The sequence below is a fragment of the Levilactobacillus brevis ATCC 14869 = DSM 20054 genome (assembly GCF_001433855.1).
Taxonomy (GTDB): domain Bacteria; phylum Bacillota; class Bacilli; order Lactobacillales; family Lactobacillaceae; genus Levilactobacillus; species Levilactobacillus brevis.
In genome coordinates, this window is the sequence record NZ_AZCP01000001.1 from 312031 (window position 1) to 329392 (window position 17362).

Annotated in this window: 10 protein-coding genes; all 10 read left to right on the plus strand. The window is 47.4% G+C overall.

Annotated elements, in window-relative coordinates; all coding sequences use genetic code 11:
* Positions 1 to 45 precede the first annotated feature (45 nt).
* The 10 genes from FC61_RS01715 (at position 46) to xerD (ending at position 17345) form a co-directional block, all read left to right on the plus strand.
* Entirely contained in the window at positions 46 to 3327 is a 3282-nt protein-coding gene (locus tag FC61_RS01715) for an MMPL family transporter (protein ID WP_021741030.1), read from the plus strand.
* Between the two features lie 118 nt (positions 3328 to 3445).
* A complete protein-coding gene (locus FC61_RS01720; protein WP_021741029.1) occupies positions 3446 to 4153 on the plus strand; it encodes a tRNA (adenine(22)-N(1))-methyltransferase in 708 nt (235 codons plus the stop codon).
* Positions 4140 to 4946 carry a Nif3-like dinuclear metal center hexameric protein gene (locus tag FC61_RS01725; RefSeq protein ID WP_035464121.1) on the plus strand — a complete coding sequence of 269 codons (807 nt, stop codon included), beginning with the start codon at positions 4140 to 4142 and terminating at the stop codon, positions 4944 to 4946. Before FC61_RS01720 ends, FC61_RS01725 begins: the two co-directional genes overlap by 14 nt.
* Positions 4947 to 5006: 60 nt before the next feature.
* Positions 5007 to 6248 carry a peptidase T gene (gene pepT / locus FC61_RS01730; protein ID WP_011667535.1) on the plus strand — a complete coding sequence of 414 codons (1242 nt, stop codon included), beginning with the start codon at positions 5007 to 5009 and terminating at the stop codon, positions 6246 to 6248.
* 144 nt (positions 6249 to 6392) lie between these two features.
* The gene (clpB, locus tag FC61_RS01735; RefSeq protein ID WP_021741026.1) at positions 6393 to 9005 is read left to right on the plus strand and encodes an ATP-dependent chaperone ClpB; all 2613 of its coding nucleotides are present in this window, start codon (positions 6393 to 6395) and stop codon (positions 9003 to 9005) included.
* A 190-nt stretch (positions 9006 to 9195) separates the two neighbouring features.
* Positions 9196 to 12561 (plus strand): DNA polymerase III subunit alpha, encoded by a 3366-nt coding sequence (dnaE, locus tag FC61_RS01740; protein WP_042516738.1) that lies wholly within the window; start codon positions 9196 to 9198, stop codon positions 12559 to 12561.
* Between the two features lie 92 nt (positions 12562 to 12653).
* Positions 12654 to 13382: a transaldolase gene (locus FC61_RS01745; RefSeq protein WP_021741023.1), complete on the plus strand. Its 729-nt coding sequence runs from the start codon at positions 12654 to 12656 to the stop codon at positions 13380 to 13382.
* A gap of 252 nt (positions 13383 to 13634) precedes the next feature.
* Positions 13635 to 15392, plus strand: a complete 1758-nt coding sequence (gene pyk / locus FC61_RS01750; protein WP_011667539.1) for a pyruvate kinase — start codon at positions 13635 to 13637, stop codon at positions 15390 to 15392.
* Between the two features lie 163 nt (positions 15393 to 15555).
* On the plus strand, positions 15556 to 16437 hold the full coding sequence (locus FC61_RS01755; protein ID WP_021741022.1) for a CvfB family protein: 882 nt from the start codon (positions 15556 to 15558) through the stop codon (positions 16435 to 16437).
* Positions 16438 to 16448: 11 nt separating this feature from the next.
* A complete protein-coding gene (gene xerD, locus FC61_RS01760; RefSeq protein WP_011667541.1) occupies positions 16449 to 17345 on the plus strand; it encodes a site-specific tyrosine recombinase XerD in 897 nt (298 codons plus the stop codon).
* Positions 17346 to 17362: the final 17 nt, after the last annotated feature.

The following is a 17362-nucleotide window of genomic DNA, read 5'->3' on the forward strand; positions in this document are numbered from 1 at the left end:
AGTTAGTTTAGTTAATTATTTAGGAGGTATTATCCCGTGCGTTGGATGAACAAGCATTACATCTGGAATGTGATTGGTTGGTTAGTGATTGTTTTGCTAGCCGTCCTGACAATTCCAAACATGAGTAAATTGGTGGCCGATAAAGGACAGATTACGGTCCCCAGCAATTATCAAAGTACCGAAGCAACAAATATGCAAAAGAAATGGGGCCGTTCACAACGGGGAACTACGGCCGTCGTAGTGGTCTTTAGTAACGGTAATACCGCGTTGACCAGTGATCAAAATAAGCAAATTGATAAGACCATTAAGCGGATTAAAAATCATGAGGATCAGTATCAAATTCGATCAATGACGGCAGCTAGTGATAGTTCAACTGCTGCTTCCCAACTAATCTCTAAAGATAAGAGTACGCAACTATTACAGTTGAACGTGCGTAAGTCGTCAAGTCATTCAATCACTTCGATTCGTGACCAAATCACTCAATTAGCTAAGACTGATGGGGTGAAGACGTATCTAACGGGGGCCGATGTTTTAAATCAAGACTTCTCGGATGCTACGCAAGCCGGGGTGCAAAAGACTGAAATTATTGCGGCAATTTTTATTTTCTTAGTATTGTGGTTAGTATTCAGATCGCCAGTGACACCGCTCTTCTCGTTGTTAACGGTTGGCGTATCCGTGATTACATCGATTTCTGTTGTGGCAAACTTGGTTGACCGCTTCAACTTTCCATTCTCTAACTTCACCCAAGTCTTTATTGTGATTGTTCTGTTTGGGATTGGGACTGACTATAATATTCTCCTCTACAACGAGTTTAGGGAGCGGTTAGCCAACGGGCAAGACCGCTACTCAGCAACCAAAGAGGCCATCAAGATTGGTGGTCGTACGGTTCTTTATTCCGGGTTGTCCGTGTTAATTGGGATGAGTGTGTTGGGTTTTGCCAACTTCTCCTTGTATCGGTCAGCCGTTGGTATTGCTGTTGGGGTTGTGGTCTTGTTGGCCGTGCTTCTGACACTGAATCCGTTTTTTATGGCAATCTGTGGGCCACACATGTTCTGGCCAGTGAAGAAATTCTCTGGTGAAGGCGACAGTCGTCTCTGGCATGGTATGGCTAAGCACGCGATGATTCGGCCGGTGATTACGTTGATCGTTGCCGGAATTGTCTTTATCCCACTTGCACTGGCGTCTCACGGGACGTTGGATTACGATGATACAGTGGAAATTGGCAATAATGTGCCGGCTAAGCAAGGGTTACGCGTGGTGCAAAAGCACTTCTCCAAAGGAACCGCGGAACCAACGACAATTTACATCCAAAGTGATCATAAGTTAAATAACGAGAAATCCTTACTACTCATTGATCGTCTGACCAAACAACTGCAAAATGCAGATGGGGTTAAGACGGTGGCGTCCGTCACGCAGCCTGGTGGGAAAGCCATTAAGCAATTGTATGTTCGGAACCAAATGAGTTCAGTAACTACAGGATTAGTTAAGGCCCAAAAAGGTGTCAATAAGGTTAACAAAGGACTAAAGTCAGCCAATAGTCAGTTAAGCAAAGAAGATGTCTCTGGATCAGTGAAAAAGGCCCAGAAGCTGGCGACAGGTGCCAAACAAGTCAGTGATGGGACGAAGACCTTACAGACAGGAATTTCACAAGTCACAACGGGTGTTAGTCAAATGAATACCAGTGTGGCTGGTGCGACGAGTTCCTCACAACAAGCTAAATTAGCACAACTGGAGGCCGCGCTACCACAATTGAACGCAGCTATTCAAGAGCTTAGTGCGCAAGTTAACAGCAGTGCGTCAGGCAGTACCAGTGGTGTGACGAGCGGCTTAACTAACATTGGGAGTTCCGCTCAGGATATCAAGTCACAACTCCAAAAGGTTCAAGGCTTGGTCTCTAGTGCGTCAGCTAGTTCTGGTAATGGGTACGCAACAGCGGTTCAAGCTTTTAGTTCCGCTGGAGCACCATTATCAGCGACACAAAAAGCAGTTTTACAGTCAGTTATGAAGCAACAGGCGTCTGCCCAAGCTAGTTTATTAGCTTCCGTGAAGTCATCGTTATCACAGGTGGCTACGGATACGTCTAATATTGGGACGTCAACGACAAACGTGGCTAGTCAACTACAAACCTTGCAAGGTACGACGTCACAATTGCAATCATCAGTGGCGACGTTGGCGCAAAAATCTAACGTGGTGTTGCCGGGTGCAGCAACGGCCTTGTCATCTGCTAGTTCACAGACAAGTGAGATATCTTCTAAACTGGGTTCGTTGTCTGGGGCGATGTTCACGATTAACAACAAGATGCCTGCACTGGTGAGTGGTGCCAGCCAAGTTGCCGCTGGTAACCAAACAATGGCAGAGCAACTGGCCTCAATGAATAAGAAGTTAACGAAAATGCGGAGTCGTTTATCTGCTGCAACAACCGGTTTGAGTTCGGTTTCTTCCGGTGTCGGAACAGCCAATACCTACCTCAAGGGCTTACAGAAGTCAGCTGCGGCGGAGACGTTCTACATTCCGAAGAAGTCGATCAACAGCGGGTCATTTAAGCAATCGATGGACACCTACATGTCACCGAACCACAAGCTAACGAAGCTGACGGTTGTCTTGAAGGACGATCCAAGTTCAGCGGCAGCCATGGCGCGGCTACCTAAGCTGGAAAAGATTGTCAATGGGAGCCTGCAAGGAACCAGCTTGAGCGGTGCTAAGGTTGCCTTTGGCGGCAATACGTCGCAAACTAATGACACGTCTGCGATGGCCTCTAGTGACTTTACGCGGACTGTGATTATCATGTTAGCCGGAATCTTTGTGGCCTTGATGGTGGTTACCCGTTCTCTGGTTCAACCAATTGTGATCGAAGGAATCTTGCTGGTCGCTTACTCTGGTGCCTTAACGTTAGTGCACTGGCTAGTGAAGCCAATTTTGGGAACCAATATGTTGACATGGAACACGCCATTCTTCACATTCGTGATGTTGATTTCTCTGGGGGTTGATTACTCGATCTTCTTGATGCGTAAGTATCGTGAAAGTCTTCATGAACCGGGTGCGACGAGTGATAAAATGTTACATGCGGCAACGGTTATTGGTACGGTGGTCATTTCAGCCGGGATTATTTTGAGCGGTACATTCGCTGCATTGATTCCATCTGGGGTGATGACCTTGATTCAAATTGCCTTGGCCGTGATTTTGGGGATTGTCTTATTGATTATTCTCTTACCAATTGTTATGCCAGCCGTTATGAAGATTACGTACCCTTATCCTTACTCTAAGATGGGGCAAGCAACGGCGTCAACGGATGATGATCAACCGCAAACGCGTCGTCAGCAAAAATAAGCTAAGTTAAAGAAGTCAGTGCCAATTGGTGCTGGCTTTTTTAGTGGTTCCGCTATCCAATTTTACGTGACTAGCTTATACTAAAAGGTAATGAGAAAAACAGAAGGGAAGAAAATTTATGGATGCACAACATCTATCAGTCCGACTCGCAACGGTCGCTAAATACGTTCCGCAAGGCAGTCGGTTAGCTGATATCGGGACCGACCACGCCTACTTGCCCGTTAATCTCGCACAACGGGGGGTGATTGCTGGCGGTGTGGCTGGCGAGGTCGTTAAGGGTCCCTTTGAAAATGCCGCGCATGAGATTGAACGTGAGGGCGTGGCTCATCAGATTACGGCGCGCTTAGCGAATGGGCTACAGGCCATTGAGGCGGATGACCAGATCGATACAGTCGCGATTGCTGGAATGGGAGGAACGCTCATCACGCAAATTTTGACGCAAGACTTTGAGCGCTTGGCCGGGGTGCAACGCCTCATCTTACAACCGAATGTGGGGGAATGGCACGTTCGGCAATTCTTGATGACGCACGGTTTTCAACTTGTCGCGGAAGAAATTGTCAGTGAAGATGGGCATGATTATGAAATCTTGGTAGCCGATAGACAGGCCCAGCCACAACAATATACGGCTGAACAACTACGCTTTGGACCGTATCTACTAGCTGAACACAATGCGACGTTTATGGCGAAATGGCAACGAGAACTTGCCCGGACAGAAGCAGTCCTCCAACAGGTACGTTCAGCTAAGGCGGTTCCGGTTGAAAAGGTGACGGCTTTAGAAGCAGAATTGGCTGAAATTAAGGAGGTCTTGCAACGTGTTGGTGCGTGAGTTAGTGTCACGGTTTGAGCAGTTCGCCCCAAAGTCATGGGCAGAGCCCGGCGATCCGGTTGGCCTTCAGTTAGGGCGATTAGATGCACCGGTCCACAAAGTCTTGGTCACCTTGGACGTGCGGCCAGAAGTGGTGGCCGAAGCCATTGAGATCGGGGCAGACTTTATTTTTGCTCATCATCCGATGATGTTTCGACCAGCTAAAAACTTAGACTTGGCGGTTCCCCAAAACCAGATGTATGCGACGCTTTTACAACATCACATCACGGTATACGGTGCCCATACGAACTTAGACAGTGCACCCGGGGGGATGAATGATTGGCTAGCCACTGTTTTAGGCTTGCAACAATGCGTGGGTTTAGTTCCTAGTAATGGGGTTGGGGCAACGTCCGAAATTATGATGGGGCGGATTGGTGATTTGTCGGAAACGACGACCGTCCGTGAGTTTGCCCTAGCTTGCAAACGATACTTTCACGTTGACGGGTTACGGCTGATTACCCACACGCCAGAAGCGCCAGTTAAGCGAGTCGCTATTCTCGGTGGTAGTGGTGGACAATTTTACCCAGCAGCGCTGGCTAAGGGCGCTGATGTTTATGTGACGGGCGATGTTTCCTATCATCCCGGTCACGATATGATTGCGGCTGGGTTGAATGTCATTGATCCCGGTCACCATATTGAAAGCATTTGTAAGCCACATTTAACGGCCATGTTCCAGCAATGGGCGCAGGAAAATAACTGGGCGATAACGGTGCAGACTTCGCAGTTAAACACCGACCCGTTTACTTTTCTTTAAAGGGCAAAACAGGTAAACTGATTGGAAGTAAGTAGCTTAAATATTGAGGAGTGATTTATTTTGGCAAAGTATGACAACTTGATTCCCCGCTTCTTGAAGTATGTAAAAATTAATACGCGGTCTGATCCGCAGTCGACGACAATTCCATCAACGCCCCGATTGACAGCATTTGCAGAAGGGCTTGTAACGGATTTACAGGCAATCGGATTAACTGATGTGCACATTAATGCCCAATCCGCTTATGTTTTTGCGACCTTACCGGCTAATACAGATAAGGCAGTTAAAAAATTGGGATTCATTTCTCATTTTGATACAGCAGATTTTAACAGTGAGCACATTAACCCACAAATCGTTGAAAACTATGACGGCCAATCGGTCATCAAGCTGGATGAAGCTGGTAAGTATACGTTAGATCCAGCTGTTTTTCCTAATTTAAAGAATTACGCTGGGCATACGTTGATTACTACTGATGGTCAAACGCTATTAGGGGCCGATGATAAATCTGGGGTAGCTGAAATCATGGCAGCGGCCGAATACTTATTGGCTCATCCTGAAATCAAGCATGGCGAGATTAAGATTGGTTTAGGGCCTGACGAAGAAATTGGGACAGGGGCTGATCACTTTGATGTGGCCGATTTTGGGGCAGACATTGCCTATACAGTTGATGGTGGTCCCTTGGGACAGCTTGAATATGAAACCTTTAATGCCGCGGATGCTCAGGTTGAGATCACGGGGACCAATGTTCACCCAGCCGAGGCCAAGGGCGTCATGGTTAATGCGTCGCAGGTAGCCATGGACTTCCACGCTGCATTGCCAGAACACGATCGTCCAGAATATACGGAAGGTCGTGAAGGGTTCTTCCACTTATATAGCATGACAGGAGACGTTGATACGGCCCATCTCAGCTATATTATTCGTGATCACGACCGGCAAATTTTCGAGGACCGCAAGCAACTCTTCCAAGGCGTTGCCGACCAATTAAACCAACAATATGGGTCAAAACGGGTCCAGGTCACGATCAAGGACCAGTACTACAACATGCGTGAAGTGATCGAAAAGGATATGACGGTGGTTGACTTGGCTAAGGATGCACTCGAGGCTCTTAACATCAAGCCGTTAATTTTCCCCGTCCGTGGTGGAACAGATGGGTCCAAAATTTCCTTTATGGGCTTGCCAACACCGAACTTATTTGCCGGTGGCGAGAACATGCACGGTCGGTTCGAATATGTGTCTGAACAAACCATGGAACAAGCGACCGATGTGATTATTAAGATCGCGGAATTGGCGGAACAGCGGGCTTAAATTATTTGGTCAAAAAAGGTCAAATTATTTGGATTTCTCGTTTAAATCAGTTAGAATGAATCATGAAAAAGGAGGTTGCCGGTGTTGGTTACCTCTTTTTATGACTCTTAAAATTAACGAAAAACTAACTGAGGGGGACTCGATATGAATCCAGAAAAAATGACAGAAGCTTTAACAAGTGCTTTAGCCGAAGCACAGCGGATTGCAGTCACACGTCAGCATCAAGCAGTGACCGTGGCTCACTTGTTTAAATTTCTTGTTCAGCCCGGCGAATTAGCCCGGCAACTTTTTCAAGACGCGGGTGTTGATGTGACGGCACTCGATCACGAACTCGATCGGGAACTCGATAGTATTAGCACGGTCACGGGTAGTGGCGTGCAGTATGGTCAGGAGTTCTCTAGAAATTTAACCGAATTACTCCAAAAGGCCGATCAGATTCGTGACGCCTATCACGATGATTTTATGGCTTTGGATACAGTGGTTCTGGCCGTTATGCAATTGAACGGTGAAGCGCTGACGGATTATCTCAAACAACAGGGGTTGACGGAAAAGAAACTCCGGGCAACAGTTGATGACTTACGTGGAGGTGAACGGGTGACGTCTAAGAATCAAGAAGATCAATATAAAGCATTAGAAAAGTACGGTACTGATTTAGTCAAAGCTATGCGTAGTGGTAAGATTGATCCGATTATCGGTCGCGATGATGAAATTCTTTCAGTCATTCGGATTCTTTCGCGTAAGACCAAGAATAATCCGGTTTTAATTGGTGAACCGGGTGTTGGTAAAACGGCGATTGTTGAAGGCTTGGCGCAACGAATTGTGCGTGGAGACGTACCGGATAATTTGAAAGATAAGACGATTTTCTCCCTAGATATGGGGGCTTTAATTGCCGGGGCGAAGTACCGTGGTGAATTTGAGGAACGATTAAAGGCAGTTCTCAAAGAAGTCACCAAGAGTGATGGTCAGATTATCATGTTTATTGATGAAATTCATAACATTGTGGGTGCCGGTAAGACAGAAGGCAGCATGGATGCTGGTAACTTGTTGAAGCCGATGTTGGCCCGCGGCGAGCTTCACTTGATTGGGGCCACCACGTTAGACGAATATCGTCAATATTTGGAACAGGATAAGGCATTGGAACGGCGCTTCCAGCGGGTATTGGTCAACGAACCGAGCGTGGCTGACACGGTTACCATTTTACGGGGATTGCGGGAACGCTTTGAAATTCACCATGGCGTTAAGATTCATGATAATGCCTTGATTGCGGCCGCTAAATTATCCGATCGGTATCTGACAGACCGTTTCTTACCCGATAAGGCAATCGACCTCGTTGACGAGGCCTCCGCTTCGATTCGTGTGGAAATGAATTCGGCGCCAACGGAATTGGATCAGGCTCGGCGGCAGTTGATGCGGATGCAAGTTGAGCAGACGGCATTGAAGCAAGAAACGGACGAGGCCTCGAAACAACGACTCAGTGACCTACAGAAAGAATTAGCCGATACGAAGGAAAAGGTCGATCACCTGAGTGCGCGGTGGAATCAAGAAAAGTCTGCGATTAAGCAATTAGGTGACAAGAAAACGGAATTAGACCAGGCTAAACGTGAATTGGAGAATGCTGAGTCGGCTTATGATTTAAACCGGGCAGCCGAATTGCAACACGGAACGATTCCCCAATTGGAAAAGGAATTAGCCGATTTGGAGCAAACCGATCAGCAACAAGATTGGTTGGTCTCCGAGTCAGTGACTGAAAACGAGATTGCCGCAGTAGTAAGTCGGATGACCGGTATTCCCGTGACGAAACTGGTCCAAGGTGAACGTGAGAAACTGTTGAAATTGGCCGATCATCTGCATGAACGGGTGGTTGGTCAAGACCAAGCCGTTTCGGCGGTGGCTGATGCGGTCTTGCGGTCACGAGCAGGCTTACAAGATCCAACCAAACCGTTAGGGTCGTTCTTGTTTCTGGGACCGACCGGGGTTGGGAAAACAGAATTAGCGAAAGCCTTAGCTGAAAACTTATTTGACAGTGAAGATCACATGGTCCGAATCGACATGAGTGAGTACATGGAAAAGGAATCGGTCTCACGATTGGTCGGCGCGGCGCCAGGATACGTCGGCTATGAAGAAGGCGGCCAGCTAACGGAAGCCGTTCGGCGTAATCCGTACACGATTGTTTTGTTTGATGAAGTGGAAAAGGCGCACCCAGACGTCTTTAACTTGTTACTGCAGGTCTTAGATGATGGCCGGTTGACGGATAGTCAGGGGCGGACTGTAGACTTTAAGAATACGATTTTGATCATGACATCTAATCTGGGATCGGAGTTGCTGTTACAAGGAACTGACGACCAGGGTCGGATTAGTGAGGACGCTAAGAAACAAGTCGCCCAATTGCTCCAAAGTCATTTCCGGCCAGAATTCTTAAACCGGATTGATGAAACGATTATGTTTACCCCACTGTCCTTAGCGGATGTTGAACAAATTGTAGTTAAACTGATTGATCACCTTGCCACTCGCCTACACGAACAGCAGTTAGACTTGACCATTACGCCAGCTGCACAAACGTGGATTGCGAAGGCCGGCTACCTGCCAGCTTATGGGGCCCGGCCATTACAACGGTTTATCACGACCCATGTTGAAACACCATTGGCTCGTGAATTGATCGCTGGCACAATTCCAGCCAATAGTCTGATTACGATTGATGTTGCTGACGACCAGTTAACGTTCACCCATGCCCCGCAAGCAGTAGCTGATGCACAGTAAAGTGAAGTAGGGAAACGATAACCGGTTACTAGTTATTTTGAGATGGTATCGGTATAAGCTCCTCCAGAATCTTTGATGATTCTGGGGGAGCTTTTTAGGTGCCAACGAACATTTGTTCATCTAGCGTGTTTACTGGGTCTTTTCTGGTATAATGGGACTAACGATTTTGAAGACGAAAGGAGCTGCAGGCATGTTTGTACCGTTACAGGTGTTCAGCACCTATAGTTTATTACAGAGCACCAACCGGATTGATGATCTCGTCCAAACGGCTAAGAAGCGGGGGTACACTGCACTGGCATTGGCGGATAAGAATGTGATGTACGGTGCCGTAGCTTTTTATAATGCGTGTCGACAAGCCGACATTAAGCCACTTTTAGGACTAACGCTAACGGCACAGGGGCTGAACGATGCCACGCAGGCCTACGATTGGGTCTTTTTAGCGCAAAATTTTACGGGCTACCAACAACTCATGCAATTATCGACGGCGTATCAGGTTGGCGGTGGGCCAGTTGACTTGACCCAGTTGACCAAAAACCTTAGTCAGCTGACTATGATTGCCCCATTAGATAGTGAAATCCATACGTTGGTAGCCAATGACCAACTAGCGCCGGCCCAGCAGATTCTCCATCAGCTAAATGACTGGTCGGTGGGCCAACTGGCCATCGGCGTGTCACCGGATTTGACTGCTGTGAGTCGTGACCACTTACAAAGCCTCGGTCAGGCAACGACAACGCCGTTAGTGGCGTTATCACCGGTCGCGTATTTGAATCGAGACGATCATTTTGCGGTCACGGTGTTACGAGCGATCGATGCCGGTGAAACGATCAGTGATCCGACGACTGAACAGCAAGTTCAAGGGACTCATTGGTTACGGCCGGCCGCCGAGGAAACCCAGCGGTTTGCTAACGTGGGATTGACGGCTGCTGTGACGATGACGGCGTCAATTGCTGCTGCTAGCACGGTGACGTTACAATTTCAGCAACCGCAGTTGCCACAATTTCCGACCCCCAATCAGGAGAACTCCCGCGATTATTTGCGTGAGCGCTGCGTGGCGGGTCTAAAGCGTCGACTAACAGCTAACCACATTACCGATGCGACGCCTTATCAGCAACGCTTGGATCACGAACTTGGGGTTATTCACCGGATGGGCTTCGATGATTATTTCCTAATTATTTGGGATGTGATGAACTTTGCCCATCAAGCAAATATTCAAACCGGGCCCGGTCGAGGATCAGCTGCAGGGTCATTGGTGGCCTATGTTCTAGCCATTACTGAAGTGGACCCGCTGGCTTATGATCTGTTGTTTGAACGGTTTTTAAATGAAGAGCGGGCCCAAATGCCCGATATTGATCTGGATATTCCAGATAATCGGCGGGAACAGGTTTTGCAATACGTTCATGATAAATATGGTCATGAACGGGTGGCTCAGATTATTACCTTTGGGACACTAGCGGCTAAGGCCGCATTGCGGGATGTCGGCCGGGTTTTGGGGATGGCGCCTTACGAGCTTAGCGACTGGAGTGCGGCCATTCCAGCCGAGCTACACATCACTTTGCAGCGGGCCTATGATCAGTCACAACGGTTACGTAATTTAGTTGCTGATAGCTCGCGTAATCAATTGTTGTTTGCGACGGCACAGAAGTTAGAGGGATTGCCGCGGCACTATTCAACCCATGCGGCTGGTATTGTTTTAAGTCAGGGACCACTGCGTGATTTGGTGCCGTTACAGCCCGGAAGCGAAGAACTACTGATGACGCAATACCCCAAAGACACCGTTGAAGCAGTTGGTCTGCTAAAAATGGACTTCTTAGGGTTACGTAATTTGAGCATTCTTGCCAACGCCCTGGCATTGGTGAAAAAACAAACTGGAAAAATCGTGGACCTTAATCAGATTGATTTAAATGATCCAGCAACGCTAAAGTTGTTTGCAACCGGTGAGACGAACGGGGTTTTTCAGTTTGAATCTTCTGGGATTAAACGGGTCTTACGCCAACTCCAGCCGGATAGCTTTGAGCTGGTGGCCGCGGTTAATGCGCTCTACCGACCGGGACCTATGGAAAATATCGATACGTTTATTCGCCGGAAAAACGGGCAGGAACCGGTCACTTATCCGGCTGATGCTTTAGCGCCGATCTTAGGCCCAACGTATGGTGTCTTGGTTTACCAAGAACAAGTCATGCAAGTTGCTTCTGTGATGGGCGGCTTCACGCTGGGCCAAGCCGACTTATTGCGGCGGGCAATGAGTAAAAAGAAAAAACAAACGATGGACGCCATGCAAAAACAATTCGTGGCGGGTGCCCAACAACGAGGTTATGAGCCAGCGGTGGCACAACGGGTCTTTGCCTATATTGACCGGTTTGCAAACTATGGTTTTAATCGCTCACACGCGGTTGCCTATAGTAAGTTAGCCTTTCAGTTAGCTTACTTGAAGGCCCATTACCCAGCCGCCTTTTACGCGGCCTTGATGAACTCTGTCATTAATGTTGGTTCTAAGACGAAGGTCTATCTGACCGAAGCTAAACGACATGGCGTAACGGTCTTACCGCCGGATATTAACCGCTCAACAGCTTATTTTAACCTGTATCACTCGGCAATTATCTTTGGTTTAAGTAGTATCAAGGGGGTTCGCCGTGATTTCTTGCGTGAAGTCTTAGCTGAGCGGCATGAGCACGGGCCATTTAAGGATTTGCATCAGTTCCTCGAACGGATCGCATCGAAATACCGGAAGGCCGATCTACTTAATGCTTTGGTGTATGCGGGGGCATTTGACCATTTTGGTCATAATCGAGCGGAATTAATTGCGGCGTTGCCGGAATTCATCAGCAGTGTTGAGTTGTCAGGAGACAATGTGGAACTAATTGCGGCGCTGGCTCCGAAAATCAAATCACAGCCTGATTTAGATTTGATGACAAAGCTGAGCCAAGAAGAAGCGGTTTTGGGGGCCTATTTGTCGGGGCATCCGGTTGAGCAATACCAACAACTGGGTCGACAGTTGCAGGCCCAAGCTGTGAGTGAATTGACAGCCAATGCCCGCGTGACGGTTTTGCTTTATGTGATTAAGATTCGGCAGATTCGAACGAAACGGGGAGAACCAATGGCGTTTGTAACTGGTAGCGATGAGACTGCCGATGTGAGTGTCACGATTTTCCCTAACCAGTTTCGGCAGATAAGCGAGTGGTTAGCAACGGATCAAGTGATTGTGGTGCGCGGTAAGGTTGAGCAGCAGCGGGGATTACAAATTGTGGCCGATCAAGTCAGTCTGGCTGATCAGATTCCCGTTAAGCCGGTTGCCGACCAGCACACAACGCCAACGTTACCGGCTGGTGCGCGGTGGTTCATTCGAGTCGACCAGCAGCATACTGATCGGGCAATTGCCCAGCAACTGGCACAATTTCTAACGGCGCATCGAGGACCAGTACCAGTTATCGTGTATCAACCGCAGACCGATGAGAAGCGAATTTTGCCGAAAACCCAGTGGTTGCAGGCGGATGCACAACTGAAGGTGACTTTAGAAGCCTTGATGGGAACAGGAAATGCTATTTTTCAAAATGGATAGACCAATTTAGATAAAAATACCTCTGGACTATTGTTCAAGGCTTTAGTATGATTGTACCAATCACAAGAAGTCTTATCTGGAGGTATTTTTTAATGCAATTAAACGTGAAAGTCTACTCAGATGGCGCGGAATTATCTGCCATGAAAGCCATCGCCGAACAGGAGAATATTCAGGGCTTTACTACTAACCCCAGCTTGATGAAGGCAGCGGGAATCACAGACTATCTGGCCTTTGCTCGTGAGGCCGTAGCGACTTTTCCAGACCGATCAATTAGTTTTGAAGTCTTTGGCAATACACCAGAGAGAATGTTAGCGGAGGCCAAGGTGTTAGCCGGATTGGGCGAACATGTCGCCGTCAAAGTGCCCATTATTCGTGCAACTGGTGAAGACAATACGGCAGTGATTCATGAACTGTCAATGGCTGGCGTTCAGGTAAATGTGACGGCGATCACCACTTTAGCCCAAGTGAAATTAGCAGTTGCTGCCTTAGAGGAGACGACGGGTGGCATTGTGTCCGTCTTTGCTGGTCGGGTTGCCGATACAGGTGTTGATCCGTTACCACTGATGCGGCAGGCGGCAGCGATTTGTCATACAAAGGCCCAAGTTGAACTTTTGTGGGCTAGCACCCGGGAAGTTTTCAACATTGTTCAGGCCGATCAAACTGGCTGTGACATTATTACGGTGCCACCCAAGATTTTGGCAAAATTGCAGAAATTTGGCACTGATGCTGAAACAGTTTCACTAGATACAGTGAAAACATTCGATCAGGATATTGCTGCCTTGGGATTCAGTATTCCAGTTCCGGCGGCTGAAAAACAATAAAAAACTAACAACTATAACCTGCTAATTATTGAATTAGCAGGTTTTTGCGTAAATCTGGGAAGAAGTCTTGACGGAAAACGCTTACTTTGAGAAAATTCAAACAAACGCTAAAAAATTAACAAACAAAGGCGACATCGAAATTCAAAAGTGATAGAATGATTTTGGAATCAAATTTGTGCCGGACTTTTGTGTTGCGGTTTTTAGCCAAATGACAGACTGGTCCGTGCCAATTTTAAAGGAGAGATTTTTCTTATGAAGAAAACCAAGATCGTAAGTACCCTTGGTCCTGCAAGTACTGACGTTGATACGATTGTTAAGTTAATCGAATCTGGCGCCAACATCTTCCGGTTCAACTTTTCACATGGTGACCACGAAGAACACTTAGGCCGGTTGGAAAATGTCCACAAGGCTGAAAAGATTACCGGTAAGACCGTTGGTATCATGTTAGATACGAAGGGTGCCGAAATTCGGACCACGGTTGAAAAGGGCGGCAAGCTCCAATTCAAGACGGGTGACCAATTCCGGATCTCTATGGACGATTCACTCGAAGGGACCAAGGAAAAGATCGCTGTGACTTACCCTGGTTTGTACGATGATGTCCACGAAGGCGGCCACGTCTTATTTGATGATGGTTTGTTGGACACGGTCGTTGATAAGAAAGACGACGCAACTAAGGAATTAATCGTAACGGCTCAAAACGATGGTGTCTTAGGTTCTCGTAAGGGTGTTAACGCACCTGGTGTTTCCATTAACTTACCTGGGATCACTGAAAAGGATTCTGACGATATTCGTTTTGGTTTGGACCACGAAATTAACTTCATTGCTGCTTCATTCGTTCGGAAGCCACAAGATGTCATGGACATCCGTGAACTCCTCGAAGAAAAGCACATGGAACACGTTCAAATCTTCCCTAAGATTGAATCTCAAGAAGGTATCAACAACTTTGATGATATCATCAAGGTTTCCGATGGTTTAATGGTTGCTCGTGGTGACATGGGTGTTGAAATTCCAACGGAAAACGTACCTTTGGTTCAAAAAGCTTTGATCAAGAAGTGTAACATTTTGGGCAAGCCAGTTATCACGGCTACGCAAATGTTAGACTCAATGCAAGAAAACCCACGTCCTACACGTGCCGAAGCTTCTGACGTTGCTAACGCCGTCTTTGATGGTACTGACGCAACAATGCTTTCTGGTGAAAGTGCTAACGGTGAATACCCAGTAGAATCCGTTGCAACGATGAACCGGATCGATATCAAGGCTGAAAATGCTTTGAAGGACTTTGGTCGTGATAACTTAGACTTCGACAACGGTGACGTTACGGAATCTATTGGTGCTTCTGTTGCGCGAGTTGCTAACGAATTGGGCGTTAAGACCATCGTTGCTGCTACGGAAACAGGCTACACGGCAAAGATGATCTCCAAGTACCGGCCAAATGCTGATATCTTGGCAGTTACCTTTGACGACCGGACTCGTCGCGGCTTGATGGTTAACTGGGGTGTCTACCCAATCGTTACCGAAAAGCCATCAAACACGGATGAAATGTTTGATTTAGCTGCTGCTAAGGCCGTTGAAACGGGCTTAGCTAAGGAAGGCGACTTGATCTTAATCACCGCTGGTGTACCAGTTGGCGAACGCGGCACGACTAACTTGATGAAGATCCAATTGATCGGTTCAAAGTTGGTACAAGGCCAAGGCGTTGGTGACGACACGGTGATTGGTAAGGCCATCATTGCGAACACGGCTGCTGAAGCAAATGCTAAAGTTGTTGAAGGTGGTATCTTAATTGCTAAGAACACCGACAAGGACTACTTGCCAGCTATTGAAAAGTCAAGTGCTGTCATCGTTGAAAACGGTGGATTGACTTCTCATGCTGCAGTTGTTGGAATCTCCATGGGAATTCCAGTTATCGTTGGTGCCGTTGGCGCTAGTGATAAGATTTCTGATGGTGAATTGATTACAGTTGACTCACGTCGCGGTATCGTTTACCACGGTGCTTCTAACGCACTTTAATAAGAGATAAACCTGTTATGGAAACGGCCCCTCTGTCGGGGGACCGTTTTTTTGTACGCAAAATTCAGGAAAAGGGTCGCTAGTTGAGGGGATTCCGTGTAAAATAAGGAATAGACACTTTTGAACGGTAAACCAGTCAGACTGGTAGAATTGAGGAGAAATTATGGCAGATTTATTAGGCCGCATCATCGCGGGGAAGGTTACTGACGAAAATGAAACAGCGTATTTCGTGCAGGTTGCAGGAACCACTTTTTATTTAGATAAGGCGGAGATCAAGAAGCCGCTAAAGCTCGGCTCGAATTTCAAAGGCTTTGCTTATGAAAATGAAGATCATGATCTTCAAATTACCCGGGACGCGCCTCAGGTGCAAGTCGATCATTATGGCATGGGAACGGTTGTACGGAATCAGCGGACTTTGGGGGTCTTTGTGGATATCGGATTACCCAACAAGGATATTGTCGTTTCCTTGGATGACCTACCAGCTATGATGGAACTATGGCCACAACAAGGGGATCAGCTAATGATTGCTTTGCGTGAAGATAACAAGCACCGGTTGTGGGGCGTCCTGGCAGATGGGGATATCTATCAAGCCATTGCCCAGCCTGCTAACAAACGAATGCAAAATGCCAACGTTATCGCGCGGGCTTATCAGCTTAAATTAGTAGGAACGCGGGTTATGACGGACCATTATGAACTGGGATTTATTCACCCAAATGAACGGGAAACGGAACCACGTTTAGGTGAAGAATTACATGCGCGGGTCATTGGGGTGCATGATGACGGGACGTTGAATTTATCGCTTCGTCCCCGGACTTTTGAAGCGATTGATGATGATGCGTCGATGTTACTAGCCGCTTTAGAGCACAGTGATGACGGTCATTTAGACTTTAGTGACAAGAGTGACCCGGCTGCGATTAAGGCTTACTTTGGCATTAGTAAAGGCCAGTTTAAGCGGGCAATTGGGCATTTGTTAAAAGCACGAAAGATTACGCAACATGATGGTCAATTGTGGCTAGTGACTGATCCGGATACACCGCAGGATTAAGGAGTGATTGAATGGCTGAATTGGCAACCCAAGTGGCAGATTTTGGCCATTACTTGACAGTTGAACAGGGCTTAGCCGCCAATTCGGTAACGAGTTACACGCAAGAATTGCGTAATCTGGGCACTTATTTAGCACAACAGCACCTGACTAGTTTTAAGGATGCTGATCGGTTGACGATAATGGCTTATTTAAGTAACTTGACGGCAACGGGGAAATCGCGTAATTCAGTGATTCATGCCGTGTCCGCTTTACGAAAGTTTTACCGTTATCTGGTACAAACCCATCAGATGACCACTAATCCGATGGCCAATGTGGCTGCACCTAAACATGCTGAGCATTTACCGGCCGTTTTGACGGTGGCAGAAGTAGATCGATTACTAGCCGCGCCGGATACAACGACTAAGTACGGATTGCGTGACCGGGCTATTCTTGAGGTGATGTACGCCACGGGACTCCGGGTCAGCGAACTCGTTCATTTGAAACTGGCCGATCTTCATTTGGAAATGGGTCTTATTCAGACTTTGGGTAAGGGGGATAAAGAACGCATCATCCCCATTGGTGACGTGGCGACAGACTGGATTAACCGGTATTTACAAACCAGCCGGCCGGTGCTGTTGAAGCAACGAACGAGTCCCTATTTATTTTTAAATGCGCACGGCGGCGGCCTGAGTCGTCAGGCCATTTGGCAAAAAATTAAGCAATACGTTGCGGTTGCGCAGATTAATAAGGACGTGACGCCGCATACGTTACGACATTCATTTGCGACCCATATCCTGGAAAATGGTGCCGATTTGCGGGTTGTGCAAGAGTTGCTGGGGCATGCGGATATTACGACAACTCAAATTTATACGCATATTTCTAAGAAACGATTGGTAAAGGTCTACGATCAATACCACCCGCGAGCTTAGTGTGATAAAGTAAGAGG

What these genes read in the sequence shown, in the direction of transcription:
- FC61_RS01715 (WP_021741030.1), top strand. Translation starts at nt 46, where the DNA reads ATGAACAAGCATTACATCTGGAATGTGATTGGTTGGTTAGTGATTGTT.
- FC61_RS01720 (WP_021741029.1), top strand. Translation starts at nt 3,446, where the DNA reads ATGGATGCACAACATCTATCAGTCCGACTCGCAACGGTCGCTAAATAC.
- clpB (WP_021741026.1), top strand. Translation starts at nt 6,393, where the DNA reads ATGAATCCAGAAAAAATGACAGAAGCTTTAACAAGTGCTTTAGCCGAA.
- dnaE (WP_042516738.1), top strand. Translation starts at nt 9,196, where the DNA reads ATGTTTGTACCGTTACAGGTGTTCAGCACCTATAGTTTATTACAGAGC.
- FC61_RS01745 (WP_021741023.1), top strand. Translation starts at nt 12,654, where the DNA reads ATGCAATTAAACGTGAAAGTCTACTCAGATGGCGCGGAATTATCTGCC.
- pyk (WP_011667539.1), top strand. Translation starts at nt 13,635, where the DNA reads ATGAAGAAAACCAAGATCGTAAGTACCCTTGGTCCTGCAAGTACTGAC.
- FC61_RS01755 (WP_021741022.1), top strand. Translation starts at nt 15,556, where the DNA reads ATGGCAGATTTATTAGGCCGCATCATCGCGGGGAAGGTTACTGACGAA.
- xerD (WP_011667541.1), top strand. Translation starts at nt 16,449, where the DNA reads ATGGCTGAATTGGCAACCCAAGTGGCAGATTTTGGCCATTACTTGACA.